Raw genomic sequence first — 26032 nt, forward strand, 5'->3', positions numbered from 1 at the left:
AATAACCAAAAAATATGAAGTTTGTCAGTACGTCCATCGCCTGTAAAAAATCAAGGAATTTTTTTTTACGGGCGGTTTTTTTTACCTCAAAAAATTTTGATTTTTCCTATGATATTGTCATACCTGCGCAAATCAGTTAGTGGGCACTAACTTAATTTTATGAATCCCCATGTTATCCACAGCTGGTTAAAAATTACCAACTTGCATTACCCCCCTCTCACCACTATCTTGTAACACCATAAGCTCAACACCCCAATATGTAGTGTTTTAATAGGCAAGCAGAAATCTAACAAAGATCACAATCTTTGCTAACCTTATTGCTAAAAGTTACAAAAAACACTGCTATTGATGGAAATCTGGGAAAACTACCAAAAATGAATCAACAGCTCACTGTTACCAAGCGTGATGGACGCACAGAAAGTATCGATCTAGACAAAATCCACCGAGTGATCACTTGGGCCGCTGAAGGCCTAGAAAATGTATCGGTGTCTCAGGTCGAGCTCAAATCTCACATTCAGTTCTATGAAGGGATCAAAACTGAAGACATTCACGAGACCATCATTAAAGCAGCAGCTGATCTGATCTCTGAAGAAACGCCTGACTACCAATACCTGGCGGCACGTCTTGCTATCTTCCACCTTCGCAAGAAAGCCTACGGCCAGTTCGAGCCGCCTAAGCTTTATGACCATGTCACGAATCTTGTTGAAAAAGGCAAGTACGACAAACATTTGCTGGAAGACTACAGCAAAGAAGAATTTGATCTGATGGATAACTACATCGATCACTGGCGTGATATGAACTTCTCTTACGCTGCCGTTAAGCAGCTGGAAGGTAAGTATTTGGTTCAGAACCGTGTGAGCGGTGAGATCTTCGAAAGTGCCCAGTTCCTATACATGATGATCGCCGCTTGTCTATTCGGCAAATACCCACGCGACACCCGTATGGACTACATCAAGCGCTTCTACGATGCAGTATCCCAGTTCAAGGTTTCACTACCGACACCAATTATGTCTGGTGTCCGTACCCCAACTCGCCAGTTCAGCTCATGTGTTCTGATCGAGTGTGACGACAGCCTGGATTCAATCAACGCTACATCAAGCGCTATCGTGCGTTACGTGTCTCAGCGTGCCGGTATCGGTATCAACGCTGGCCGTATCCGTGCCCTAGGCTCAGAAATCCGCGGTGGTGAAGCATTCCACACAGGTTGTATCCCATTCTACAAGTACTTCCAGACCGCTGTTAAGTGCTGTTCTCAAGGTGGTGTACGTGGCGGTGCGGCGACGTTGTTCTACCCAATGTGGCACGGCGAAGTTGAGTCCCTGCTGGTACTGAAGAACAACCGTGGTGTTGAAGAAAACCGTGTCCGTCACATGGACTACGGCGTACAGATCAACAAACTGATGTACACCCGCCTGATCAAGGGCGAGAACATCAGCCTGTTCTCACCGTCTGACGTTCCGGGTCTATATGATGCTTTCTTCGCAGACCAAGACGAATTCGAGCGCCTGTACGTGAAATACGAGCAGGACAGTAGCATCAAGCGCAAGAGCATCAAGGCTATCGAGCTGTTCTCGCTACTGATGCAAGAGCGTGCTTCAACCGGTCGTATCTACGTTCAGAACGTTGACCACTGTAATACTCACAGCCCGTTCGACCCAAGCGTGGCACCAATCCGCCAGTCTAACCTGTGTCTGGAAATTGCACTGCCAACCAAGCCACTGAACAACGTGGAAGACGAAAACGGCGAGATTGCCCTGTGTACGCTATCTGCGTTCAACCTTGGCGCAATCGACTCACTGGACGATCTTGAAGAGTTGGCTGACCTGACAGTACGTGCGCTTGATGCACTGCTTGATTACCAGGACTACCCACTGCCTGCGGCTTACCGTTCAACGATGAACCGCCGTACTCTGGGTGTGGGCGTAATTAACTTCGCTTACTACCTAGCGAAGAACGGTGTTCGCTACTCTGACGGCAGCGCAAACAACCTGACCCACGAAGCGTTCGAAGCGATCCAGTACTACCTATTGAAAGCGTCTTTGGGCCTAGCGAAAGAGCAAGGTGCATGTCCGGCATTCAACGAGACAACATACGCCCAGGGTATTCTGCCTATCGATACCTACAAGAAAGATATCGATAAAGTCTGTACTGCCGAGCTACGTTACGACTGGGAAGCGCTACGTGAGGAAATCAAGACCCACGGCCTGCGTAACTCAACGCTGTCTGCACTGATGCCATCTGAGACATCTTCGCAGATCTCGAATGCGACCAACGGCATCGAACCACCACGTGGCTTCGTATCAGTTAAAGCATCGAAAGACGGTATCCTGAAGCAGGTCGTGCCTGAGTACAGCAAGTACAAAGACAACTACGAGCTGCTATGGAATATCGGTAGCAACGACGGTTACCTGCAACTAGTTGGTATCATGCAGAAATTCATCGATCAGGCGATTTCGGCGAACACCAACTACGACCCAAGCCAGCAGCCAGGCGGAAAAGTGCCTATGAAACTGTTGCTAAAAGACCTACTAACAGCGTATAAACTCGGCGTGAAAACCTTGTACTACCACAACACCCGTGACGGTGCTTCTGATAGCCAGGGCGATGTGGGCGCAGACGACTGCACAAGCTGCAAGATTTAATGATTTGAAACAGTGGGAGCTTCGGCTCCCATTGATGTTGAGGATAAGATGGCATATAGCACTTTCTGTCAAACCAATAACGACCAACTAAAAGAGCCAATGTTCTTTGGCCAGCCTGTTAACGTTGCGCGTTACGACCAACAAAAATTTGAGATTTTCGAAAAGCTGATTGAAAAACAGCTTTCTTTCTTCTGGCGTCCAGAAGAAGTGGATGTGTCTGGCGACCGTATTGATTACAACAACCTGCCAGATCATGAGCGCCACATTTTCATCAGCAACCTAAAGTACCAGACGCTGCTGGATTCAATCCAGGGCCGTAGCCCGAACGTTGCGCTGCTACCGATTGTTTCTATCCCTGAGCTGGAAACTTGGATTGAGACCTGGTCTTTCTCCGAGACAATCCACTCGCGCTCATACACCCATATCATCCGTAATATCGTTAACGATCCGGCGATTGTATTCGACGATATCGTCGGTAACGAGCACATCATCAAACGTGCTGGCGATATCTCCAAGTACTACGATGATCTGATCGCGGCAACCAATGACTACCACCGTTTCGGTGAAGGTACACACACGGTAAATGGCGAGACCATCACAGTAAATCTTCGTAACATCAAGAAGAAGCTTTACCTTTGCATGATGTCTGTCAATGCACTGGAAGCTATCCGTTTCTATGTCAGCTTCGCGTGTTCGTTCGCATTTGCCGAACGTGAGCTGATGGAAGGCAACGCTAAAATCATCAAACTTATCGCCCGTGACGAAGCGCTTCACCTAACCGGTACCCAGCATATCCTTAACCTGCTGCGCACTGGCCAGGACGATCCTGAAATGGCGGAAATTGCCGAAGAGTGTAAAGAAGAGTGCTTTGCTATCTTCCGTGATGCGGCTGAGCAGGAAAAAGAGTGGGCTGAGTACCTATTCAAAGATGGCTCGATGATCGGTTTGAACAAAGACATCCTATGCCAGTACGTTGAATACATTACCAACCTACGTATGGCAGCTGTAGGCCTGGAGCACGCCTACCCTGGCGCGACACAGAACCCTATCCCTTGGATCAACTCTTGGCTGTCATCTGACAATGTTCAGGTTGCCCCTCAGGAAGCGGAGATCAGTTCTTACCTGGTTGGCCAGATCGACAACGATGTCAGCGCCGATGACCTGGGTGACTTCGAACTATGAGTCGAGTCGCCATTCGCGTTAATGGTATTGAGGTTCACGGCAACAGCCGTGAGCCTTTGCTCGACCAGTTGGAAAAAGCAGGCTTTCAACCTGAATACCAGTGCCGTAACGGTATGTGCGGTGCCTGTCGCTGCAAACTAAAATCTGGTGCTGTCGATCAGCAAGACTCAATGGCTTTCATTGCCCCGAATGAAGTTTTAGCCTGTTGCTCTGTCCCCAAGAGCAATGTCGAGGTCGAATTCGAGTACCAACTACAACAGCAAGATCTACAAGCTAGCCTGTAAACCCGTTTTAGGGCTGCTTGTATCTCTCAGCTCAAACTCTATAACCCCCTACTCCATTGTTAGCTATATCAGTAGCATAGCCCTGCACCTACCATCTCTTTCTCCCTCTTACCCAGCCATCAACCGTATCGTTACAGCAAACTTACATTGCGGGCTATCAATGATTATTCACCGTTCTTTTCTTCATTGAGAATGACTAGCATTTCACAAAAATAACTTTTCTTTTCAATTGCTTGGCACCAGTCAAATTACCCGCCCTCTCCCTATGCACCTTCTTTCACTTTTACTGAACGACCTATTCACAAAGTCCAAATAGATTTGCCCGTTTTTTTAGGCAACCATTTCAGGCAGTTAAAGTTCAAGCCGTTAGCTTTCAAGTAGATAAACCAGCTTGGCTGTTCACCCTCGCTTCGGAAATATCCTTTATGCAATTACGAAATAGCAACTCAAGCCCTAGCCCATTGCCTATCCGGCCATCCCGTTCACGCAACAATTTGCACCGTGACAAACAAGGTTTTGTCTCCTTGGTCGGTGCCGGGCCCGGCGACCCAGAGCTGCTGACACTGAAGGCATTAAAGGCTATCCAGTCGGCCGATGTCATATTGCATGACCATCTTGTTACCAAAGCGATCATCCATAATGCCAAGCCTGGCACCAACATCATCGAAGTAGGCAAAAGTTACAATAACCCTTCAGCGACTCAGGAAGGCATCAACACAATGCTGGTTTCCATGGCGCAAAGAGGACTACGTATTTGCCGCCTCAAGGGGGGAGACCCATTTGTTTTTGGCCGCGGTAGCGAAGAGGCCATAGCCCTTGAACAGCAACACATCCCGTTTGAAGTCATTCCAGGGCTCACCGCTGCATTGGGTTGCTGCGCTTACAGCGGTATTCCGCTCACTCACAGAGGTGTCTCGCGAGGTTTTACCGCGGTGACAGCCCGCGGCAACAACGAGCAGTACCAGATCAACTGGGAAAGCCTGGTTAACCTCAATCATACGCTGGTGTTTTACATGGGCCTGCACTGCGCGGCATGGATTGCTTCCAGCCTCATGCTGCATGGCATGGCAGAAAACACCCCAATAGCCATTATCAGCCACGGCACCCAGCCACAGCATCACCAGCTAAGTACCACCCTCATCGAGCTGGAAAACTGCCTCCTCAAACATAAGCCTTCGGCCCCGTCGTTAATCGTCGTCGGTGAGACTGTCGATTTAGCCAATCAGATCAAATGGCACTCCAACCACCAGCAAACCGAACACCTATTTGAACATTCACTTGAAGGAGCTATCTGATGGCTAAATACCTCACGCTTGATGAACTCGATGAGGCGCTGACGCATCTGCGCGCCGAGTATCGCGTCCTGGCACCGGCCTACGAGCATTTTGGCGGGCGGTTCGCCCATACCGACAACCTGATTTATCAGGATATCGAAAATGCCGCTGATATTGTCTGGCAGGAAAAGTCCCATTTCTCACCGAAGGAAACAGTATTGCCTATCACCCAGACCCTGTTTCACTTCCACGGTGATGAAATCATCCAGCCAAGCGATAACATCAAACCTATCCTGTTGTTTGCCCGATCGTGTGATATCCATGCACTAGAGCGACTTGATCATATGTACTTGAAAAACGGCAATAACCGCGACTGGTACTACGACCGCCTTCGCAAGAAAGTAAAACTGATCTTACTCGAATGCCAAAGCAGTTTTGAAAATTGCTTCTGCGTCTCGATGGGCACTAACAAGACTGACAACTATGCTGCCTCAGTGCGGTTTGATGACAACGGCGTAGCCATCAAACTAAATGATCCAAGCCTGCAGGCTTACTTTGATCTACTTGGTACAAACAGTAACTTCGAGCCGGGCTATGTCACCAGTAATCCGGTCAAGGTGCGCACCCCGGACCAAGTTTGCGACAACCCAGATCAGATCAGGCAAATCCTGACAGAAAACCCGCTATGGCAAGAATATGACAAACGCTGTATCGGCTGTGGTCGATGCACCACTTCATGCCCTACCTGTACTTGCTACAGCGTATTTGATATCAGCTATAACACCGAAGCCCGTATCGGTGAGCGACGCCGCCAGCACGCAAGCTGTATGACTGGCAACTTCACCGATATGGCCGGCGGCCACAATTTCCGAGAAAAAACCGGTGAACGGCTTCGCTACCGCGCCTTACACAAAGTCAATGATTACAAGGCTCGTCAAAGTATTGATCACATGTGTGTAGGCTGCGGCCGCTGTGATGATCGCTGCCCGCACTACATTTCGTTTTCCAACATCATAAATAAAATGAGTGACGTGGTAGAAAGCGCCATTAACTCAGCTGCGCTGGAGCTACAACATGACTGAACAAGCCTCTACCCACCACTGCCAATGCCATGACAGGCACCACGATGAGGCTGCTAATTCATTGTTGCCTAAAGCCTATGACATCCTGGCGATTGAAAAACACACCGAGCTAGAATGGACATTCCGAGTCGCCAAGGACTTTGATGCCCACTACGGCCAATTTGTCGAAGTATCACTGCCGCTTGCTGGCGAAGCTCCGATCTCAGTATCAGATTACGGTGATGACTATGTCGACCTGCTGATCAGGAAAGTCGGAAAAGTCACCGATAAGCTGTTTGCCCTTCATCCCGGCGACAAAGTATGGATGCGCGGTGTTCACGGCAACGGCTACCCGATGACTGAATATAAACAAAAGCAACTGATTGTTATTGCCGGGGGAACCGGAGTTGCCCCGGTCAAAGGCTTACTCTCGCATTTCTGCCACCATCCCGAGTCAATAAAGCAGCTCGATATGATCCTGGGTTTCAAGAACCGCGAGGCCGTTCTTTTCCAACAAGACCTCAAGTTATGGCGTGAGCGGCAGAACCTGATAGTTACTCTCGACGAAGGTGAGGCCGATGAGCAATTTCGTGTTGGCCGGGTGACCGACTATATCGACCAACTCGACTTTTCTGTCCCCGATGCCATTCAGGCCATCGTAGTGGGCCCACCTATCATGATCAAATTCGTGGTACTGGCATTGCTAGAACGCGGCCTCAGCAAAGAACAAATCTGGGTCGACTACGAGCGCCGTATGGCCTGCGCGGTGGGTAAATGTGGTCACTGCCGGATTGGCGAAAAATACGTATGTCTCGACGGACCGGTATTTCGTTTTGACCAAGCCCAACACATGATTGACTAAGGAGTGACCATGAGTCTCGATATCGACATTATTAAAGCTCGCGCCAATGGTGACTACCGTCTATCCAAAGAGCGAGGCGAATGCATGATCAGTGTCCGTATCCCGGGAGGGATCATGCCCGCTTACCTACTTTCTACCGCCCAGCATATCGCGGAGACATTCGGTAACGGTGTCATCCATTTAACGACACGGCAAAAGCTGGCGATGCCGGGGATTAAATACCAAGATATTCCAGCGGTAAACCGGGCCCTGGAGCCATTTATCAAGGACATTACGGTCGATCTGTGCGGGATTGATGTAGAAGATACCCAGGCAGGTTATCAAAGTATCGGCGGGCGGAATATCGTCGCCTGCCAAGGCAGCCGGATTTGCCAAAAAGCCAATACCGATACCACCGGCCTCGCCCAGCGACTGGAGCATCATGTCTATCCTCAGCCCTACCACCTAAAAATTGTTCTTGCCGGCTGTCCTAATGACTGCGCCAAGGCCAACATGTGCGATTTTGGGGTACTCGGGGTGGCGAAGATTGAATTCAACAGCGATCGCTGCATAGGCTGTGGGGCATGTGTTCGCGCCTGCCAACACCACGCAGTTGACTGCCTGAGCCTTGAGAATGGTAAAGCTATCAAGGAAGAAAGTAAGTGCATTGGTTGCGGCGAGTGTGTCCTCGCTTGCCCAACCCTTGCCTGGCAACGCAATCCAAAACAGCTCTACATGGTCAAACTAGGAGGACGAACCTCCAAGAAAACACCGAGAGTCGGCAAGCTGTTCATGAACTGGGTGACCGAAGACGTCCTCCATCAGGTACTGAACAATCTGTTTGAATTTGAGAAAGAAATGCTCGAAGGCAACCCGGTGTACCTGCACATGGGCCACCTCATCGACAGATCAGGCTACCATGCGTTCAAACAACGCGTACTCAGAGGTGTCGAGCTGAACCCGGAGGCCATGGTTGCCGAGCGGATCTACTGGGCCGAGGACGAGTATGTGGCCAACATGCATGTTAAGGCTATCGCACAAAGATAAACAAAACCAAGCATACTGAAAAATGGGCTGCCATATAGGCAGCCCATTTCTTTATCAACAGTAACAACTAGTACCTGTTTTCGATGTGATTAACACGCTGCAGTGATTCCGAGTGGCCAAACACCGGTTTACCTTCAAGCCAGCGTCGAAGCATATCCAAGCCGAGCGTTGACAACACATAGCGGAAATCACGCGAAGCATAGCGGCGCTTGGTCGACACTTGCTGCGCCCACTCCCCTTCGGGTGTCACCAATGCCACCACCACATGACCGTCTTGCTCTGTGCCTATTGCCAAACCAATATCCGCCTGATTTTTCTCTTTGGCCACCTGGGCCATTGACAACGAGGCCTCTACAGGCGATTGGTGATGGGCTTTCGGCGTATTGTCTCTGCCCAGTACCCAAGACTGTGCCACACTCCCCGCAAGACGCTCATCATCATAGAGCCAGCTGGTCAGGAAGCCACCTGAGTAATGTTCAGCAACCGCAAGCCCATATCCCTTTTTCTCAATCAACTCACCTACTGTGTGTAATAACGGTTGGTTGTGGCCGACTAGATTGTCCCCCAACTGACTGGCAATGGCCGTCACCATCGCAGATGTTTGAGGATGGCCTTGCGGGCAAAAAACTTTCACTTCAATGAACGGGATTTCAGAGCGGTAACCAAGCTCGAAATCATCGGGTAAACGGATGGATTGCAGTGACTGGCCGATACCTGACTCCGACAGGCCAAAGGTATAAAGCCGGATGCATTCGCGGGCGTTGGTATGGGTGTAGTTTCCTTCCAGCCGCGGTAGAATTTGCTCATGGACCATTTTCTTGAATTCACTCGGAACACCAGGGGTAAAAAACACCCAGGCCCGGTTGATTCGCATGGCAAAGCCACAAGCGGTACCGATAGGGTTGTCCAGCACCTCCGAACCTTCCGGCAGCATAGCCTGCTTGAGGTTGGTCTCGGGCATGACACGACCCAGCTTGGCATATTTTTCTTCCATTGCCGCGACCCACTCATCGACCAGCTCCAGACCAACATCGGCAGCGATGGCAGCGGCTTGGGCAGTCAAGTCATCGGTGGTAGGACCTAAACCGCCATTTACAATTACCACATCAGCCGTCAGGCTACAGTGCTCGATTTCTTTGGCCAGCATATCAAGCTGATCCCCCACAGTGGTCCGTCGTGACATAGGAAAGCCCCGCTGAAACAGCAGTGCCGACAACCAAGCAGCATTGGTGTCAGTAATATCCCCGTGAAGCACTTCCTCACCAGTACTAATCATCGCGACCTTCAGCATATCTTCTCCCCGTGTAGCCGACTGCGGTTCTTATTGCTTATTCAAGCATATCTCTATCTATTTCAGCACGTTATTTTTATCTCAGCTGCGCAAAGCGACGCAGTATCGCATCAAGACATATAACCCGCACCAAGTGTAAATAAAAAATTACACCAAAAAACACAAAAGTTGACAGTCAAATACAATCACTATATTGTTCACACCCAGATGCAATCATCATCAAAAGCCCAAAAACCACTATTTATCACTATAAAAATTGGAACAGACCATGAGCAAACACCAATCAGGGACTTCCTATCGATAGCCGCAATGGCTAGGTAGCGTGTAAATATTATCTGACACCTCTTTGCCATTGTGGCCCTCTAAACCAAATAGGGAGCGACCACAGGTGCAAACACCGCCTCCCGAGCACAACTTTTTTTGATTACTCGGAGCAACTAACCCCATGTCTATGAACAAGACTTTCGGCAGTATGCTGATCATCGCCGGTACAACCATTGGCGCTGGCATGCTGGCCCTTCCTCTGGCCTCGGCCGGACTTGGCTTTACCACAGCCACTTTGATCATGTTTGGAATCTGGTCTTTGATGACCTACACCGCACTCTTGATGCTGGAAGTGCACCAATACGCCGATCACCAAGCCACACTCAATTCCCTAGCCCATGATCTACTCGGTAAAAAAGGGCAGCTACTCGCCAATTTTGCGGTGTGCTTTTTGATGTACTCTCTTTGCGCAGCCTACATTGCCGGTGGTGGTGGTCAGCTCAACGACAAACTGAACAACTGGGTAGGATTGGAAATCTCAGCACAAGCCAGTACAGTCGTTTTTACCCTGGTGATTGCCAGCATTGTGGCGATTGGCACCCATTCGGTTGATATGGTTAACCGAGTACTGTTTACCCTGAAAGTCATTGCCTTGGTGGTCATGCTTAGCCTGCTAGCACCAAATGTTGAAGGCGGCTACCTAGTCAATATGCCAGTAGAGAAAGGGCTGATCATTTCAGCGCTGCCGGTCATCTTTACCTCGTTTGGTTTTCACGGCAGTATTCCTTCTATCGTGCGCTACATCGGCTTGGACATTAAAGCTCTTAAGAAAGTGATGATCATCGGCTCTTCCCTGCCGCTATTGATCTACGTTTTTTGGCAGCTGACTAGCCAAGGGGTACTTAGCCAACAAGATCTAATGGCAAGCAACAGCCTAGGTTCATTCATTGGCACATTGAGCGAAATGCTACATAACCCAATGGTTAGCCAATCCGTCTCTGTTTTCGCTGACTTGGCACTGGCTACCTCATTCTTGGGTGTGAGTCTGGGTCTGTTCGATTTTGTCGCCGACAGCTTCAACCAAAATGATAAGAAACATGGCCGCTTGCAAACCGCTGCGATGACATTCATTCCGCCGCTGGCTTTCGCCTTGTTCTACCCTCAGGGCTTTATCATGGCATTGGGTTTCGCTGCCATTGCGCTGGTCATTCTGGCCATTTTCCTTCCGGTTGCCATGGTCAGCGCCCAGCGCAAGCAAATTGTAGTCAATAGTGATGACCAAAATAATGGTTACCAAGTAGCAGGGGGGAAGCCCGCTCTGATACTGGCAACCGGTGCTGGTGTTCTCATCATTACCGCCCAGCTCCTCCAGATGGCAGGCCTGATACCCGCTGTGGGTTAACCCAAAAAACAAACGGCAAGCGCTTCGCTTGCCGTTTATCTTTTCTTTGAGACAGCGTTTTGAACAATGTTGTTAATTTTGATTTTCATTCATATAAACAGGTAATTTTTTACAATTTTTTTGCACAGATTTCGTGAATAGATACTAGGATTTTTTAATCATTTCAGTGATACTTCCCGCACTTTTTTATCCTATCCACCTTGATCTATTGCGGAGCGTATCTTGCGCACTTCACTTCTATTACCACTTGTTCTGGGGACTGCCGTCAGCACCCCTGCATTCGCATGGAATGAGAATGCCTATACAGGTTCATACCAACAGCCAACGTTTCTTAACAGCTATGCTTCGCAGCCTAGCCAAGCGCTGGGGTCAACCAACCATTATCAGTATACAGCCATGGATCAAGGCCTTTCGCTGCAACCAGCTACTTCCGAGCCAGCCACCCAGACACTGCCAAAACACCTATCGGTAGCCCCTGAAAAAGACTGGGACTACCTGCTGGAGCAGTCCTACACCATTTTTGGCTTGAGTATCGCCACTGTCGGCTTGATGACGCTACTGCCTGAAGATGTAACTAACTGGGATCCTGAAGATACAAACCTGAAAGGTCTAGGCAAAAAATGGTGGGATAATGTCTCGGAAGGGCCGGTATGGGATAAGGATGATCACTGGCTGAACTACATTATGCACCCATACTTCGGTGGTGTTTACTACACCGCCGCGCGTCACTCAGGCTTTAACGAGTGGGAGTCATTCCTGTATTCTGCAACCATGTCGACGTTCTTCTGGGAATACGGCGTAGAAGCCTTTGCTGAAGTGCCATCTATCCAGGATATTATCGTTACGCCGCTGTTTGGTGCCGCCGTGGGTGAGTGGATGTTCCAAACCGAAATGGAAATCACCGCCAACCGCGGTAAGGTGATGGGATCGAAAACCATGGGTGATGTCAGTCTGTTCTTCCTCAACCCTGTTGGCCACATCCATTATTGGGTGACGGACTGGTGGCGAGGCGATACAGATGTCAGCTTGTCCTACACACCGTGGTTCGGCAATACCGATGCCGCAAACTTTGCGCTCGACGCCGGTGCCGCATACGATCCTGTATTTGTCGGCCTAGAAGTGAAACTGGCTCTGCAGTAAAATGAAAAGGACAGCAAAAAAGTGCGACCTCTATCGCCTTTTTTGCTGTTTTTCAAGATATTACATCTTTTTTTTCAATAATCGTGAATAAGCCTCACGATTTTATCCCGTATGCGTATTTAAAACGCCGTTTTTGATATAGCATCTGATAAATATCACAATAAATAACAAAGCCTTGGTGATGAACCAAAATTTTTCTCTCTACGAGTTCCTACAGACCCCTGTTTGGATTTTCGATATTCACCAAAAACGCATTCTCTGGGCCAACTCTGCCTCGTTATCTCTATGGGAAGCGAAGAGTACGGATGAGCTAACGGCCCGTGATCTTAGCCTCGACATGTCCGAAGCGGTTGACGCCATCCTGGACGGCTACCTAAGCCGCTTCCAACAAGGTGAAAAAATCAAAACCTGGTGGTACTTCTCCCCCAACAATGTCATCAAAAAAGCGTTATGTTATTTTTCGGGTATGCCAGGCCCTGATGGCAATACAGCTATGTTGGTCGAAGTGATCGCAGAAGAAGCCAGCCTTCGCCGAGAACTGGCGTTTTCCGGCAGCTCTAACCTTGCTTTGCTATTTGATGAAAGTGGTAGCCTAATCAGCGCCAACAACTCTTTTACCCACTCTTTTGGCGAAGATCTACAAGATTTAGCCAGCTTCCTTGGTGACGCCCTCCTAGCTGACAAATGGCTGACAACTGCCCGTTCCGAGGGCGTACTGAAAACCAAGCGTCTATGCTGGACAGGCAAAAGCCACCATTGGCTGAATATCGATGGCAAATGGCTGTCGGATAAACACCAGCTGCTGTTGAGTTTAATCAACATCAGCCAGGAAAAAGAGCAACTTCACAAAGCAAAATATAACGCTGAGCATGACTTCTTGACTGGGCTGTTAAACCGCCGCGGTATTACCAATGCCATTGTTGAAAACCAGCATAGCCAGCATCCATATAGCTTATTGTTCCTCGATATCGACGGGTTCAAGCTGGTCAATGATACCTATGGTCACGCCATTGGTGACAAACTACTGCGCGCTATTGCTATTCGCCTGCAAGAAGAAGTGAAGTTCAAGGGGCTGCTGGCCCGATTCGGCGGTGATGAGTTTATCGTTCAAGCAGAGCACCGCAATATCGAGAACTCGGCAATGTTTGCCAAACAGCTGATCAAAGCGCTGAATCGCCCTTTCCACCTAAAAGAAGTGGGCGAGCTGTCGATTGGTTGCAGTATCGGTACGTCGGACTATCCAACCGATGCCAAAGACATCGAAACCCTGGTGACCCAGGCTGATATGGCGATGCATAGGGCCAAACTAAGGGGCCGTAACCGCAGCCATCATTTCTCTCCGGATATGGCCGATGCGCTGTATCGCAAAATGACCCTACGCCACCACCTGACATTGGCGTTAGAAGCAGAAGCGTTCGAGCTTTATTACCAGCCGATTGTCGATATGAAAGCAAAATCGCTCAAAGGCTTCGAGGCATTGATCCGCTGGCATGACGAGGAGCTGGGGCAAGTGTCACCGGGTGAGTTTATCCCGCTGGCAGAAGAAACCGGCCAGATTGTCCCGCTGGGTAAATGGATCTTGAAAACGGCCTGCAAACAACTGGCCTTTTGGCGAGAGAAGTACGGTAAGTCGTTCATTATGAGCGTCAATCTGTCACGCGCCCAGTTACAGTCCAGTTTGGCTCCGACTATCGAAGGGCTGCTGAAACATTACCAGATCCCCCCTTCGCAGCTGGCCCTCGAATTGACCGAGTCCACCATGTTGCAGGAGTATGATGAAGCCAAGCAATGCCTGGACGATTTGGCCTCACTGGGCCTTGAGCTTTACCTCGATGATTTCGGTACCGGTTACTCGTCCCTATCGCAGCTACAGGATTTGCCAATCAGTACCGTTAAACTGGATCAAAGCTTTGTCCAGGGTGAACACAAGGGCAGCCAGGCCATTATTGAGGCCACCCAGGCTATCTGTGAAAAACTGGCGCTAAAAGTGGTGGCAGAAGGGGTCGAAACCGAAGCGCAGCTGCGTTATTTGCAGCAATGCGGCTTCGATTTCTGCCAGGGTTATTATCTTGGCCGACCGCTACCGGCTCATGAACATGAAGAGCGAAACTTCAGCTTGCTCAATACGATTCCGGAAGCCACCCGGGAAACCGTCGAGTAGCCGCACTTAAGTTGCTTCAGTATTAGATACAAATAAGGCCAGTCATTGACTGGCCTTTGTTTTACCTAGCTTTTCTCTTGTTAGACAAACTTAGGTGCCATTCCCTGCCAAATGGCAATAACGCCAGAAACAGAACACAGCACCAGCAGCGCATAGCGCAGCCATTCGGCTTTGATTAAATGCTGGATCCGGTATGCAAACACACTAGCCAGAATCGGAGCCGGCATGATCATCATACCGTACTTAAAATGCCACCAACTAAAATGGCCCGTTGCCGATAGAGCCACCAAAGAAAGAATGCAACTAAAGGCAAAATAACCGGCTAGGTTGGCTCTTAGCTTACTGGCTTCGGCATGCTGCAGCACCAATGCCATCGGCGGCCCACCAATGGAGGTTGAGGTTCCCATCAAACCAGAAGCAAACCCCGCCCAAAACAGAGCTTTCGGGGTTGGCTTGATCCTTACCTTCAACAGGCTGATCACAACAGCCAACAGCACCCCGATACCCAGCACCAAAGCCAGTGACTCGGCAGTGATGTATAGCAGCAATCCACCGGCGGCAATCGTGCCGGGTACCCGACCTATAAATGCCGCCCCCAAGCCACGAAAAGACAACTGCGAACGGTATTGCCACATATTGATTAATGCCAGGACCAACCCCACCAGAGTAATGGTTCCGGGTACAAAGCGGGGTTCAAAAAAGTACACCACCGGCGCAGCAACAATCGCCATACCGAATCCTACGGTACTCTGAACAAAACACCCTGCTGCCAGGGCAATGGCACAATACACTAATGTGCTGATTTCCATTTAATCCTTTAACTCCGCGTGAATCATAATATTTCGTGGGGTGATTGGCTTGTCACAGAATGTCCCGACAGTAACCTCATAGCCGGCTTCTTCCATAAAACACGCCCGGTCATACACCAACCACATCTCCAGAGGTCGGCGGAAAAGCTGACGCAGCAACTCCAAACGCTCCACCCAATCAAACCGCTGCTCACCAATCTGCTGCCAGTAGGCAAAATCAATATTATTCGGTAGAACCAAACCCTTTTGCTCTGCGGCCCAGTGGCAGAAAGCAGCAAAGCCATCATTGAACAAGGCTTTCTGGACATTAGGTACCGGCAGGTACACATCGTGCCCGGTCACGCTACGCTGCAGGCTGTCGAAGCCAAGCCGGAAGCTGACCTCAACAAACCGTAGGTTTCGCACCCTGTTTCCTGCCGTCACTGTTTCCTGCAAAGGTAGCCGTAAATCGTGTTTGCTAAGCGCCAAGGCACTTTGTTTTGCCAGTGCCGACATCGGCTGATAGGCTTTCTCGCGGATAAGGTGGTAACAGCACGGTGACACACTCACTGCCCGTCCTTTGCGATCGGCTACTCGCTGCAGTAAAGAAACATGCAAATCTCCACAGGCATGCAGGGCAACCGCATGCTGCTGGGATAGAATAAACTTACCGCTTTCCGGGGAGAAAGCATCACCGTGGACAAAGGTCATCGGCAAAGACAGCTTTCGGGCCGCTTCTTCACCGCTTTCACACAGTGCCTGCTGCCACTCCAAACTGGTGACGGGTGTATTGTGGGTTGCGGCCAATACCCGGCCCAAGAACCCTTTCCCAGCGCACCATTCTAGCCATGGCAGTTGCAAAGCAGGCAGTACACCGTTAAACGCCTGTAATTGCAGCCACTTTCTTCCGGGGATACCCGTATCTAGCCCGCGAGGAGGAATACGCTCTACATGCGGCATCGCTTCAAGATCGGCCAATGCCTGTAGCTCACGCGCCTGAGGGAGCCATTCACTGACTGCCATTGCCAACTCAGTCGGATTTTCTTTGATGTGGGTAAGCTGTTGCTCATCCAAACTCAACAACCACGTTGTGAGCTCAGGATGGCTCTGCTCCCATTGCGACGGCGAACTAGAAAATGGCATAAACTGCCAAAACTCACGGGTATCCGTCAGTAAGCGATCAAGTTGGGAAAAGCGTGGAGCGTGCATGGTTTACTCTTGGGTTTATCTGCAAAACCCCGATATTGTAAACGCAAACACGCCAAATAGGCAGAAAGAGACTATTTCATGATAAGAAAGATTAACAAGAGGAACAAAGGCTGCCCGAAGACAGCCTTAGAGATGTTATTTCACCGGTAACGGCATATTGGCAAACATCGCCTCGATTTCAGCATTGGTTTTCAGCGTTACGGCCTGATCAACCACATCCCTAGTGAGGTGCGGGGCAAAGCGCTTGATGAAGTCATACATGTAGCTGCGCAGGAAAGTGCCCTTTTTAAAGCCGATCTTGGTGGTGCTGGCCTCGAAAATGTGGCTGGCATCAATCGCCACCAAGTCGCTATCGGTTGCAGGGTCCATAGCCATACTGGCAATAACGCCAACACCAATGCCAAGGCGTACATAGGTTTTGATCACATCAGCATCTGTGGCCGTGAAGACGATTCGCGGGGTCAGGCCTGAGCGATTAAAGGCACTATCCAGCTCGGAGCGGCCCGTAAAGCCAAATACATAAGTGACCAATGGATAAGCGGCCAAGTCATGGATAGTAATTTCAGATTTCTGAGCCAATGGATGATCAGCCTTGACCACGATCGAGCGATTCCAATGGTAACAAGGCAGCATGATCATATCCTGATACAAGTGCAGTGCTTCGGTAGCAATGGCGAAGTCAGTGGTCCCTTTGGATACCGCATCTGCTAGCTGGTTTGGCGTGCCCTGATGCATGTGCAGTGTCACTTTAGGGTAGCGGGCCGTAAAACCTTGGATCACAGGTGGAAGCGCATAACGGGCCTGAGTATGGGTGGTGGCAATATTCAGCGTGCCCATTTCTGGGTGGGTATGCTCCCCTGCCACCGATTTGATACTTTCCACTCGGGATAATATGTCCCTTGCGATCTTGACGATTGACTCCCCTGCCGGCGTTACCTGAGTCAAATGCTTACCGCTGCGCTCAAAAATTTGCACGCCAAGCTCGTCTTCCAATAACCTGACTTGTTTACTGATCCCCGGCTGGGAAGTGTACAAGCTCTCTGCAGTCGCAGAGACATTTAGGTTATGGTTTACAACCTCAACGATATATCTTAATTGTTGTAGTTTCATGGTTCCGCCTAATGATAGTCCTTTATCATCTTTACTCCGGCCCTGGAGTGGTCCCTGCTCAGCTCTCCGCAGGGCTTTATAACATAATGTTATATAACTTATAGACCCAGTTTCCCAGCCTTGGGTGTCTAATTTTCGCAAGTTAATCGACAATTACCGCAAAATGTCACGCATTCTTATCGTTACAAGCAACTTTATGCGACAAAATCAACGCTTACACGATGTTGATCTATTAGAAAGCGATCTCGCGTCTATGCCCAATTATCGATATGGTGTATCTTATAGGGCTTGATGTAAGCACGGACGGTCCCCTACCCCATGAGCATGCCACTAATTATTGGCCTGGTAAGCCTGCTGCTGATCTTGATTGTTGGTTACAACATCATTATTCAGTACCGACAGAAGCTGGAAAGCGCAAAGCAGCAGGAATTAGCTAAATTTATCGCTGTTATTGATGCGACCGAAGAGTTGATCAGTAATGCCCACCACCTTCCATACAGTAAAGATCTACTGGTTTGTTTGAACAAACGGGTACTGTTCTCACTGGAAGGAATGAAAGAAACCGATCCTTCGGATAAGTCGTTGCCCCAGCGCATTACCAATGTCACCGAGCAGATAAACCAATTGCAGGCGAACTACTCACAAACCGATGTGGCCAGCTTCAAGGTACCAAGCACTGACAAACAGGCGCTTGGTATGCTTCAGTTAGTTAAACGCCTGAAAAATGTTATTAAGAGCGAGCACAGCAAGGGCCGTATGCCTACCCAGGCCTTCGTGACCGAAAATGCCCGCCTGGAAGGTATCCAGCTTAGGATTAATATCGAGAATGTCATCAAGCGTGCTAATGAAGCCCGTATGAAAAGACAGCTGGGTACTGCAAAACAGCTGCTGAAAAAAGGCATTGATGTATTGGCCAGCAAGAATGACGACTACGCCAACCAAGCCCGTGAGAAACTGCAGAAGATGCTAAAAGATATCGACAGCAGCCAAAACGTAACTAACGAGCAGCAACGCCAGCAAATGATTGAGAAGGAACAAGACGAGCTAGATGTGTTGTTCCAACCTAAGCGGAAATGGTAACGCACCCGCTAGCCACTAAGCTCAAAACAGCAAATGCCAAAGACCAAACAAAGGCCATCCATCGGGTGGCCTTTGTTTTATTAAGCGGTTACCACTTTGCACGCTAGCATTGTTATACTGGGCACATATCTACAACAAGACTCAACAAAACCTAGCCCATGAATACAACCCAACAGATGATCGACTCACTGCTTGAGCCGATCAAACAGTTCCTGCAATGTGACACGCCCGATGCCTGGATCAACGAAGCGAGGAAGCCAGAAAACCTCACGGCACTGCTAGTCGATCACTGCAACTGTGAACTGAAAGCCAGTCAGACTGCGATGTTCTTGATCCGCAAATACGCTGTCGATGCCGATAGCGGTAAGGCACTCCTCGAATGGGCTAAGCCTTACGAGGAGTTTGTTTATGGTACCGAACGTGATACCCGCAGCTTCCATGGCAAGAAAAACGGCCTGGCCGCCAAGCTGAAACCCAAGGCTGAATTTGCCCACGGCGAAGAACTAATCGACAAAATGGTCCGCTTGATCAAAGAAGAATTCCACCACTTCGAGCAGGTTCTGGAAATCATGGACAACCGCGGCATTCCTTACTCCAGCCTTAATGCAGGACGCTATGCCAAGGGCCTGATGAAGATTGTCCGCACCCATGAGCCAAGCACCCTTATCGACAAGCTGATCATCGGCGCTTACATCGAAGCCCGCTCCTGCGAGCGCTTTGCCAAGTTGGCTCCTTACCTCGATGAAGAGCTAAAGAAGTTCTATATCTCCCTGCTGCGCTCTGAAGCCCGCCATTATCAGGACTACCTGAAACTGGCCGAACAAATCGCCGGCGAAGATATCAGTGAGCGAGTCAAAGCCATCGGTGCCCGCGAAGCCGAGTTGATCAACAGCCCAGACGAGACCTTCCGTTTCCACAGCGGTGTGCCGGCATTCGAGACAGAGGCTGTTTAATAGATCCTAGATCCTAGAGCAAGTGAAATTTCACACTCTGGGTATAGCCTCTGCTTTTTCCAGGAACTAGGAACCAGGATCTCGCCTTTCCTTAGAATAAAAAAACCGCCTTTCGGCGGTTTTTCTTTATTTCTCAGCTTTCTCTTTCTTCGGCTTCTTGCGCTTGTCGGTAATTTCCCACTTACCGTCAATGTAAAGCCCAGTCCAGCCTGATGGTTTACCCTCGATTTCCGAGCGAACATAGTTCTCTTTGGTCTTACGGCTAAAGCGAACTACTGTCGGACGGCCATCCGGGTCTTCTGTCGGTGCCTCAGTCAGGTACATGAACTTCGGCGACAGGCGATCTTTGAAGCGCACAAGCTCTTCGACCAACGGCGCACGGGTTTCGCGCGATTTAGGGAAAGTACTTGCCGCCATAAACAGGCCAGACGCGCCATCACGCAGTACGAAGTAGGCATCAGGATCTTGAGTACAAGGCAGTTCAGGTAGGTGTACCGGATCTTCCTTCGGTGGTGCAATCTCACCGTTCTTCAGTATCTTACGGGTATTCTTACACGTCTCGTTGGTACAACCCATGTATTTACCGAAGCGACCATTCTTAAGCTCCATATCAGAGCCACACTTGTCACATTCGATAACCGGGCCATCATAGCCTTTCAGCTTAAACTCGCCTTTCTCGACTACGTAACCGTCACAGCTTGGGTTGTTACCACAAACGTGCAGTTTACGCTCCGCATCGATCAGGTAAGCGTCCATCGCAGTGCTACATTTCGGGCAACGCTTCTTAGCACGCAGGGCGGCGGTTTCAACGTCCTCTTCCAAGACATTGACGATACCTTCCTCATCACCCAAGTTGATCGTTGTCTTACAACGCTCCTTCGGTGGCAAGGCATAGCCAGAACAGCCCAGGAATACACCGGTCGAAGCGGTACGGATACCCATCGGACGCTCACAAGTCGGACACTTGATATCGGTCAGCACGATGTTGTTAGGCTTCATGCCGCCTTCAGTTTCATCCAGCTCGGCTTTTTCCAGCTCAGAGGTGAAGTCGCTGAAGAACTTGTCCAGCACCGATTTCCAGCTCGCATCGCCATCGGCGATTTTATCAAGGTTGCCTTCCATACGGGCGGTGAAATCATAGTCCATCAGATCAGCAAAGCTTTCATCAAGACGATCCGAGACAATCTCACCCATCTTCTCAGCGTAGAAACGACGCTGGTCTACACGCACATAACCACGATCCTGAATAGTCGAGATGATCGATGCGTATGTTGATGGGCGGCCAATGCCACGTTTTTCCAACTCTTTAACCAATGCCGCTTCGGTAAAGCGTGCAGGTGGCTTAGTAAAGTGCTGTTTCGGCTCCAACGATTCCAATTTGAGCGTATCGCCCACGTGAACCATTGGCAGCGTAGTATCTTCGTTCTTGCCCGATGGACGCTGGACTTTGGTCCAACCGGCAAAGCGCAAGGTACGGCCTTTCGCTTTCAGGGTGAAATCACCTGCTTCAACAGTAATCGTGGTTGAATCGTACTTAGCCGGTACCATCTGACAAGAAACAAACTGACGCCAGATCAAGTCATAGAGCTTGATGGCATCTTGCTCCATGCCTTCTAGGTTTTCCGCTTTGACGTCAACACTGGAAGGACGAATCGCTTCGTGCGCTTCCTGGGCATTGCCCTTGCTACCGTAGACATTCGGCGAGGACGGTAGATAGTTATCGCCATACTCACCGGCAATGAACTCACGCGCCGCTTCAACTGCTTCCTTCGACAGGTTGGTCGAGTCGGTACGCATATAGGTAATGTAACCCGCCTCATACAAGCGCTGAGCCAAACCCATGGTGCGCTTAACACCATAGCCTAGGCGAGTACTTGCTGCCTGCTGTAGCGTCGAAGTAATGTACGGAGCCGATGGCTTACTACTGGTCGGACGGTCTTCACGGTCTTTGACCTGGAAAGCTGCCTTTTCCAACAGCGCTTTCGCCGCCATGGTGTCAGCTTCGTTTTCCGGACGGAATGTCTTACCAGCTTGCTGTGCAACCATCAAACGCAGGGCATCGCTGCCTGCAGTTTGGGTGTTGGCATGCATGTCCCAGTACTCTTCTGGGTCGAATGCTTTGATTTCGCGTTCACGCTCAACAATCAGCTTAACTGCAACCGACTGTACACGGCCCGCAGAAAGGCCACGTGCGACTTTCTTCCACAATAGAGGGGAAACCATAAAGCCAACCACGCGGTCGAGGAAGCGGCGAGCCTGCTGTGCATTCACGCCATCCATGTTCAGCTCACCCGGCTGCTCAAAAGCTTGCTGGATAGCGTTTTTGGTGATCTCGTTGAAAACCACTCGCTTGTAACGTGCATCATCGCCACCGATGATCTCACGAAGGTGCCACGCAATAGCTTCTCCTTCGCGGTCCAAATCGGTTGCGAGATAAACGAAGTCAGCATCTTCGGCTAGCTTCTGTAGTTCGTTGACCACTTTTTCCTTACCGGGAAGCACTTCGTATTGGGCAGCCCAGTCATTATATGGGTCGACACCCATTTTGTTGATCAGCGCTTTGCGATCTTTTTCTTTTTTGATGCGCGCTTTTTCTTCAGCGCTCAAGCCCTTGGTTGAAGTAGGCGTCGCCTTCTTTCCGGTGCTACGTGCACCCGTCGGCAAATCACGAACGTGACCGACGCTTGACTTAACAACGAAGTCCTTACCCAAGTACTTATTGATCGTCTTCGCCTTGGCTGGGGACTCCACAATAACGAGTGATTTACCCATAATAATTCTATTACGTCCTCGTGCTCACAAAACTTAAAATTAAAACAACTAGTTGCACGCTAAAAAAATGAGAACTAGCACGGCAACGCTGGTACGCCAAACTGATTAAGTAACTATTTACATCGCGAAATCCAACCGGTTGAGGACAGCTCCGGATAACTAGTTACGTAATGTGATTGGTATTTACATATTGGGCTACAATCGGAGAAGGTCAACTGCTTTTTAACAAATCGAGACCGTTTGGTTGTCCCTTCCCCACTTGTTAACAGCTGGTTACGCTAACCAATACACAGGAAAAATGTATGCCGACAAAGCAAGTGGCAACGCGATTTTCCTCTCATTTATTTCGTAAAACTGAAAACAACTCCCACAATGGGCGCTAATCATTACCACCTCAGCAACGCTTTGACTATAAAAAACCACTATTTTTTGCCATCGCTCACAGATTTTCGACAATTCAAAGGGTTAATGCCTATTCTTTATACCCTGATGCTTTGACCTTAGGTTGACAAAATACCGACTTGCCAAAACGCGCCTTTTTTCAAGATATATCCAGTTCCCAATAAAAATCAACAACGCCAAGAAAATGACTCAATCCGGTTTGGTGCAAAATTTGTCATCGCCCACCAACTCAAATACACTAGTCGGCCTCTGCCGGAGAGCTTCCCGGCAACCTGCTGTGAGATGAGAGAGATACCATGAGCACCAAAGAAACCATTTCAACTGATGACCTGCTAATGATTGCCAACCAGCAAATTCAAGATCATGAAGGCTACATCGACGGGATGCGTGCCACCTCCGTAGAAGAGCGTGGCGGGGTACTGATTTTCAAAGGCGAGTTCTTCCTTGATGACAAGGGCCTGCCAACCGAAAAAACCACGGCAGTGTTCAACATGTTCAAATATTTGGCCCACCAGTTATCGCCGAAGTTTACCCTTGGCAAATAAGCTTCCTTTATAGGGTCATACAGAACAAAAACAGCCCCGCTTTTTGCGGGGCTGTTTTATTAAAAGGCGACATTTTACAAGGCTATGATCTTATTAGGCTAATGCCCTAAGGCCATGTCGATATAGTTACATATCGATAGTCATTGTATCTTTGCCATTGTCTTTGGACTCACTGTCTTGCCGAGGTCCCGGCGCAGAAGGCGGCGCACCGCGTCCTTTGGGATCAGCACCGAACTGGTTCGGCCCCGGAGTACCGTCCAAGATCCCCAATTCGACAATCACGAAGATTGGACCAATTAAAGGCAAGAAGGTCAGGATAATCCACCACGCACTTTTGTTGCGATCATGAAGACGTTTTACGTTCAGCGCTACTGAAGCCCAAAAGACAAACACCAGAACAATGATCGACAGGATATTGAGCATCGAATTGCCTGCATTCTCCGGTGTGCTATATAGGAATACAGGTAGCGATACCAACAGCACAGGAATACTGTATAGCCAGTAATCCCGGCGGCGCATCCGCCCTTGAAATGAGAACAAGGCCCATTTTTGATCCATCGTAACCTCTCTATACTAATGGATGTTTAGACAATCGGCCGCTGGCCGCGGCTGATCCACTTCAGCAGCAAATTATCAGCCGCATCACCCGTCGCACCCGCCAGTTTTTCAGCCAGTTTTTTGCGCTGGACATAACGCACCTGAAGCACTTCGCGATCCTTGCACGATGTGCTGATGTAATCATCGCTGGTACCAATTTCGTCAACCAAGCCCAGTTCCAGCGCCTGCTTACCGAACCAGTGCTCACCAGTCGCCACTTTAGCCAAGTCCAACTCAGGACGGTGCTCAGACACGAAAGCCTTGAACAAACCGTGGGTTTCTTCAATTTCACTCTGGAATTTCTCGCGAGCCTTGTCAGTGTTTTCACCGAACATCGTCAAGGTACGCTTGAACTCACCTGCGGTGATTTGCTCAAACTCAATATCGTTTTTCTTCAATACCTTATTGAAGTTTGGCAACTGGGCAATCACGCCGATAGAACCGACAACCGCAAACGGTGCCGAGATGATCTTGTCACCAACGCAGGCCATCATGTAGCCGCCGCTGGCCGCGACTTTGTCAACAGAAATGGTTAGCTTGATACCGGCGGCTTTCAAACGATCAAGCTGTGATGACGCCAAGCCATAGCCATGTACCATACCGCCGCCGGTTTCAAGACGCAGCAGTACTTCATCGCCTTCCATTGCCACCGCTAGAATCGCCGTCACCTCTTCGCGCAGTGAAGTCACTTCACGGGCATCGATACTGCCATGAAAGTCCAACACAAACAGGCGAGGCTCGCGTGAATGAGACAAGTCACCTTCTTTGGCCGCTTTTTTTACTTCGTTCTGTCGTGCCTTGTGTTTTTCCTTGTCTGCTTTCTTTTCAGCCTTGTCACGCGCTTTGAGCAATGGCTTATCAAACAAGTGAGACTCCAATTGATGCACGGTGTGCTTGTACTGCTCAGTCAGGTCAGTGACTTCCAGCTCACCTTTCTGGCTACCATGATGGCCTTTCACTGTTTTAGCCACCACCAGAATCGCGATGAAGGCAACAACCACCGTGGCAATCTTGGCTAGGAACAATCCATAATCAAACAAAAAATCCAATGTCGAGTCCTCATTTTTTGACATTCAGTCATTGTAACCAAGTTGTCACCCATACCGCTATCGCAATATAGCCAAACCACTACAATATGAGCATATTTTGGGTATACAATGGCCTGACGAAAAAACCAATAAGGAAGTACACAGTGGATTATCAAATCGCTGAAAACTCACTGAAAGATAGAGTTATTCTGGTAACCGGAGCGGGTGATGGAATTGGCCGCCAGGCTGCCATCAGCTATGCCGCCCACGGCGCGACCGTTATATTGCTCGGCCGCACGGTTGCCAAGCTAGAAGCCGTTTATGACGAGATTGAGTCCCTTGGCTACCCGCAGCCAGCGATTATCCCAATGGATATGATGGGCGCAACCAAGCAAAACTACCTGGATATGGTAGAAACCATTGAAGGCCAGTTCGGCCGCTTGGACGGGGTACTGCACAACGCTTCGCTACTGGGCGTACTCAGCCCGTTTGACCAATTGGGTGAAGATACCTATGACGATGTTATGCAGGTCAATGTCAAAGCCCAATTTCTGCTGACCCAAGCAATTATGCCATTGGTCAAGAAAGCCGAAGACGGCCGTATTGTGTTTACCTCATCGACAGTTGGCCACCAAGGCCGTTCGTTCTGGGGTGCTTATTCGATCTCGAAATTTGCTACCGAAGGCATGATGCAGATCCTGGCCGATGAAATGGCTAACTCCAATGTCCGTGTCAACGCCATCAATCCGGGCGGCACCCGTACCGGTATGCGCGCCAAGGCCTTCCCGGCAGAAGACCCGTCACTACTTAAGACCCCAGAAGAGATCATGCCATTGTATCTTTACCTGATGGGCCCGGAGAGTAAAGACGTCAACGGTCAGTGCATTGACGCCCAGCCAAAGCGTAAGCCTGGTGCGGCCAGCTAACCGGCTTTCCCGCCTCAGATAACAAAAAAGCAG

At 49.6% G+C, this 26032-nt stretch carries 21 protein-coding genes; 14 read left to right on the top strand and 7 right to left on the bottom strand.

Features of this window, described 5'->3' with window-relative positions; genetic code table 11:
- Positions 1–374 precede the first annotated feature (374 nt).
- The 7 genes from nrdA to asrC all read left to right on the top strand — a co-directional run bounded on the left by nrdA (position 375) and on the right by asrC (position 8331).
- A complete protein-coding gene (gene nrdA / locus ACXAD4_RS13310; protein WP_475242011.1) occupies positions 375–2642 on the top strand; it encodes a class 1a ribonucleoside-diphosphate reductase subunit alpha in 2268 nt (755 codons plus the stop codon).
- A gap of 48 nt (positions 2643–2690) precedes the next feature.
- Positions 2691–3824 carry a class Ia ribonucleoside-diphosphate reductase subunit beta gene (gene nrdB, locus ACXAD4_RS13315; protein ID WP_475242013.1) on the top strand — a complete coding sequence of 378 codons (1134 nt, stop codon included), beginning with the start codon at positions 2691–2693 and terminating at the stop codon, positions 3822–3824.
- Complete coding sequence (yfaE, locus tag ACXAD4_RS13320; RefSeq protein WP_475242015.1) at positions 3821–4108, top strand: class I ribonucleotide reductase maintenance protein YfaE; 288 nt, start codon at positions 3821–3823, stop codon at positions 4106–4108. The genes nrdB and yfaE overlap by 4 nt, the downstream gene beginning before the upstream one ends.
- A gap of 425 nt (positions 4109–4533) precedes the next feature.
- Positions 4534–5403, top strand: coding sequence for a uroporphyrinogen-III C-methyltransferase (gene cobA / locus ACXAD4_RS13325; protein ID WP_475242017.1), 870 nt, complete (start codon positions 4534–4536; stop codon positions 5401–5403).
- Positions 5403–6464: an anaerobic sulfite reductase subunit AsrA gene (asrA, locus tag ACXAD4_RS13330; protein ID WP_475242019.1), complete on the top strand. Its 1062-nt coding sequence runs from the start codon at positions 5403–5405 to the stop codon at positions 6462–6464. The genes cobA and asrA overlap by 1 nt, the downstream gene beginning before the upstream one ends.
- Positions 6457–7305, top strand: coding sequence for an anaerobic sulfite reductase subunit AsrB (asrB, locus tag ACXAD4_RS13335; RefSeq protein WP_475242020.1), 849 nt, complete (start codon positions 6457–6459; stop codon positions 7303–7305). The genes asrA and asrB overlap by 8 nt, the downstream gene beginning before the upstream one ends.
- Before the next feature lie 9 nt (positions 7306–7314).
- Positions 7315–8331 (top strand): sulfite reductase subunit C, encoded by a 1017-nt coding sequence (asrC, locus tag ACXAD4_RS13340; protein WP_475242023.1) that lies wholly within the window; start codon positions 7315–7317, stop codon positions 8329–8331.
- 67 nt (positions 8332–8398) lie between these two features.
- On the opposite strand, the gene ACXAD4_RS13345 is transcribed toward asrC, so the two are convergent.
- A complete protein-coding gene (locus tag ACXAD4_RS13345; protein WP_475242025.1) occupies positions 8399–9622 on the bottom strand; it encodes a CinA family nicotinamide mononucleotide deamidase-related protein in 1224 nt (407 codons plus the stop codon).
- Positions 9623–10067: 445 nt separating this feature from the next.
- Between ACXAD4_RS13345 and ACXAD4_RS13350 the strand changes: the two genes are divergently transcribed.
- The 3 genes from ACXAD4_RS13350 to ACXAD4_RS13360 all read left to right on the top strand — a co-directional run bounded on the left by ACXAD4_RS13350 (position 10068) and on the right by ACXAD4_RS13360 (position 14589).
- Positions 10068–11288, top strand: coding sequence for an aromatic amino acid transport family protein (locus ACXAD4_RS13350; RefSeq protein ID WP_475242026.1), 1221 nt, complete (start codon positions 10068–10070; stop codon positions 11286–11288).
- Between the two features lie 222 nt (positions 11289–11510).
- Entirely contained in the window at positions 11511–12428 is a 918-nt protein-coding gene (locus ACXAD4_RS13355) for a DUF3943 domain-containing protein (RefSeq protein ID WP_475242027.1), read from the top strand.
- A gap of 181 nt (positions 12429–12609) precedes the next feature.
- Entirely contained in the window at positions 12610–14589 is a 1980-nt protein-coding gene (locus tag ACXAD4_RS13360) for a putative bifunctional diguanylate cyclase/phosphodiesterase (RefSeq protein WP_475242029.1), read from the top strand.
- Between the two features lie 80 nt (positions 14590–14669).
- Here ACXAD4_RS13360 and ACXAD4_RS13365 read toward each other — a convergent pair whose 3' ends face one another.
- The 3 genes from ACXAD4_RS13365 to cysB form a co-directional block, all read right to left on the bottom strand.
- On the bottom strand, positions 14670–15398 hold the full coding sequence (locus tag ACXAD4_RS13365) for a sulfite exporter TauE/SafE family protein (RefSeq protein WP_475242031.1): 729 nt from the start codon (positions 15396–15398) through the stop codon (positions 14670–14672).
- A complete protein-coding gene (locus ACXAD4_RS13370) occupies positions 15399–16586 on the bottom strand; it encodes a methyltransferase (RefSeq protein WP_475242032.1) in 1188 nt (395 codons plus the stop codon).
- Positions 16587–16721: 135 nt separating this feature from the next.
- Entirely contained in the window at positions 16722–17696 is a 975-nt protein-coding gene (gene cysB, locus ACXAD4_RS13375; protein WP_475242035.1) for an HTH-type transcriptional regulator CysB, read from the bottom strand.
- Between the two features lie 318 nt (positions 17697–18014).
- Between cysB and ACXAD4_RS13380 the strand changes: the two genes are divergently transcribed.
- Both ACXAD4_RS13380 and miaE read left to right on the top strand, forming a co-directional pair.
- Positions 18015–18776 carry a DNA repair protein gene (locus tag ACXAD4_RS13380; protein ID WP_475242037.1) on the top strand — a complete coding sequence of 254 codons (762 nt, stop codon included), beginning with the start codon at positions 18015–18017 and terminating at the stop codon, positions 18774–18776.
- 158 nt (positions 18777–18934) lie between these two features.
- Entirely contained in the window at positions 18935–19729 is a 795-nt protein-coding gene (gene miaE, locus ACXAD4_RS13385) for a tRNA isopentenyl-2-thiomethyl-A-37 hydroxylase MiaE (RefSeq protein ID WP_475242039.1), read from the top strand.
- Between the two features lie 126 nt (positions 19730–19855).
- Here the strand turns inward: miaE and topA are convergent, their stop codons facing one another.
- Positions 19856–22501, bottom strand: a complete 2646-nt coding sequence (gene topA / locus ACXAD4_RS13390) for a type I DNA topoisomerase (protein WP_475242041.1) — start codon at positions 22499–22501, stop codon at positions 19856–19858.
- A gap of 698 nt (positions 22502–23199) precedes the next feature.
- On the opposite strand from topA, the gene ACXAD4_RS13395 reads away from it, so the two are divergent.
- Positions 23200–23448, top strand: a complete 249-nt coding sequence (locus tag ACXAD4_RS13395) for a YciN family protein (RefSeq protein WP_107299187.1) — start codon at positions 23200–23202, stop codon at positions 23446–23448.
- Positions 23449–23574: 126 nt separating this feature from the next.
- Here ACXAD4_RS13395 and ACXAD4_RS13400 read toward each other — a convergent pair whose 3' ends face one another.
- On the bottom strand, positions 23575–24006 hold the full coding sequence (locus ACXAD4_RS13400) for a DUF805 domain-containing protein (protein ID WP_475242043.1): 432 nt from the start codon (positions 24004–24006) through the stop codon (positions 23575–23577).
- A 26-nt stretch (positions 24007–24032) separates the two neighbouring features.
- On the bottom strand, positions 24033–25094 hold the full coding sequence (gene sohB, locus ACXAD4_RS13405; protein WP_475242783.1) for a protease SohB: 1062 nt from the start codon (positions 25092–25094) through the stop codon (positions 24033–24035).
- Between the two features lie 143 nt (positions 25095–25237).
- On the opposite strand from sohB, the gene ACXAD4_RS13410 reads away from it, so the two are divergent.
- Positions 25238–25999 (top strand): YciK family oxidoreductase, encoded by a 762-nt coding sequence (locus tag ACXAD4_RS13410; RefSeq protein ID WP_475242045.1) that lies wholly within the window; start codon positions 25238–25240, stop codon positions 25997–25999.
- The last annotated feature ends 33 nt before the right edge of the window (positions 26000–26032 follow it).

The sequence above is a fragment of the Photobacterium sp. AWH4_225 genome (genome assembly GCF_056158405.1).

Excerpts from the sequence above, each read along its gene's own strand:
- nrdA (WP_475242011.1), top strand. The coding sequence starts at position 375 with ATGAATCAACAGCTCACTGTTACCAAGCGTGATGGACGCACAGAAAGT.
- nrdB (WP_475242013.1), top strand. The coding sequence starts at position 2,691 with ATGGCATATAGCACTTTCTGTCAAACCAATAACGACCAACTAAAAGAG.
- yfaE (WP_475242015.1), top strand. The coding sequence starts at position 3,821 with ATGAGTCGAGTCGCCATTCGCGTTAATGGTATTGAGGTTCACGGCAAC.
- cobA (WP_475242017.1), top strand. The coding sequence starts at position 4,534 with ATGCAATTACGAAATAGCAACTCAAGCCCTAGCCCATTGCCTATCCGG.
- asrA (WP_475242019.1), top strand. The coding sequence starts at position 5,403 with ATGGCTAAATACCTCACGCTTGATGAACTCGATGAGGCGCTGACGCAT.
- asrB (WP_475242020.1), top strand. The coding sequence starts at position 6,457 with ATGACTGAACAAGCCTCTACCCACCACTGCCAATGCCATGACAGGCAC.
- asrC (WP_475242023.1), top strand. The coding sequence starts at position 7,315 with ATGAGTCTCGATATCGACATTATTAAAGCTCGCGCCAATGGTGACTAC.
- ACXAD4_RS13345 (WP_475242025.1), bottom strand. The coding sequence starts at position 9,622 with ATGCTGAAGGTCGCGATGATTAGTACTGGTGAGGAAGTGCTTCACGGG.
- ACXAD4_RS13350 (WP_475242026.1), top strand. The coding sequence starts at position 10,068 with ATGTCTATGAACAAGACTTTCGGCAGTATGCTGATCATCGCCGGTACA.
- ACXAD4_RS13360 (WP_475242029.1), top strand. The coding sequence starts at position 12,610 with ATGAACCAAAATTTTTCTCTCTACGAGTTCCTACAGACCCCTGTTTGG.
- ACXAD4_RS13365 (WP_475242031.1), bottom strand. The coding sequence starts at position 15,398 with ATGGAAATCAGCACATTAGTGTATTGTGCCATTGCCCTGGCAGCAGGG.
- ACXAD4_RS13370 (WP_475242032.1), bottom strand. The coding sequence starts at position 16,586 with ATGCACGCTCCACGCTTTTCCCAACTTGATCGCTTACTGACGGATACC.
- cysB (WP_475242035.1), bottom strand. The coding sequence starts at position 17,696 with ATGAAACTACAACAATTAAGATATATCGTTGAGGTTGTAAACCATAAC.
- ACXAD4_RS13380 (WP_475242037.1), top strand. The coding sequence starts at position 18,015 with ATGAGCATGCCACTAATTATTGGCCTGGTAAGCCTGCTGCTGATCTTG.
- miaE (WP_475242039.1), top strand. The coding sequence starts at position 18,935 with ATGAATACAACCCAACAGATGATCGACTCACTGCTTGAGCCGATCAAA.
- topA (WP_475242041.1), bottom strand. The coding sequence starts at position 22,501 with ATGGGTAAATCACTCGTTATTGTGGAGTCCCCAGCCAAGGCGAAGACG.
- ACXAD4_RS13395 (WP_107299187.1), top strand. The coding sequence starts at position 23,200 with ATGAGCACCAAAGAAACCATTTCAACTGATGACCTGCTAATGATTGCC.
- ACXAD4_RS13400 (WP_475242043.1), bottom strand. The coding sequence starts at position 24,006 with ATGGATCAAAAATGGGCCTTGTTCTCATTTCAAGGGCGGATGCGCCGC.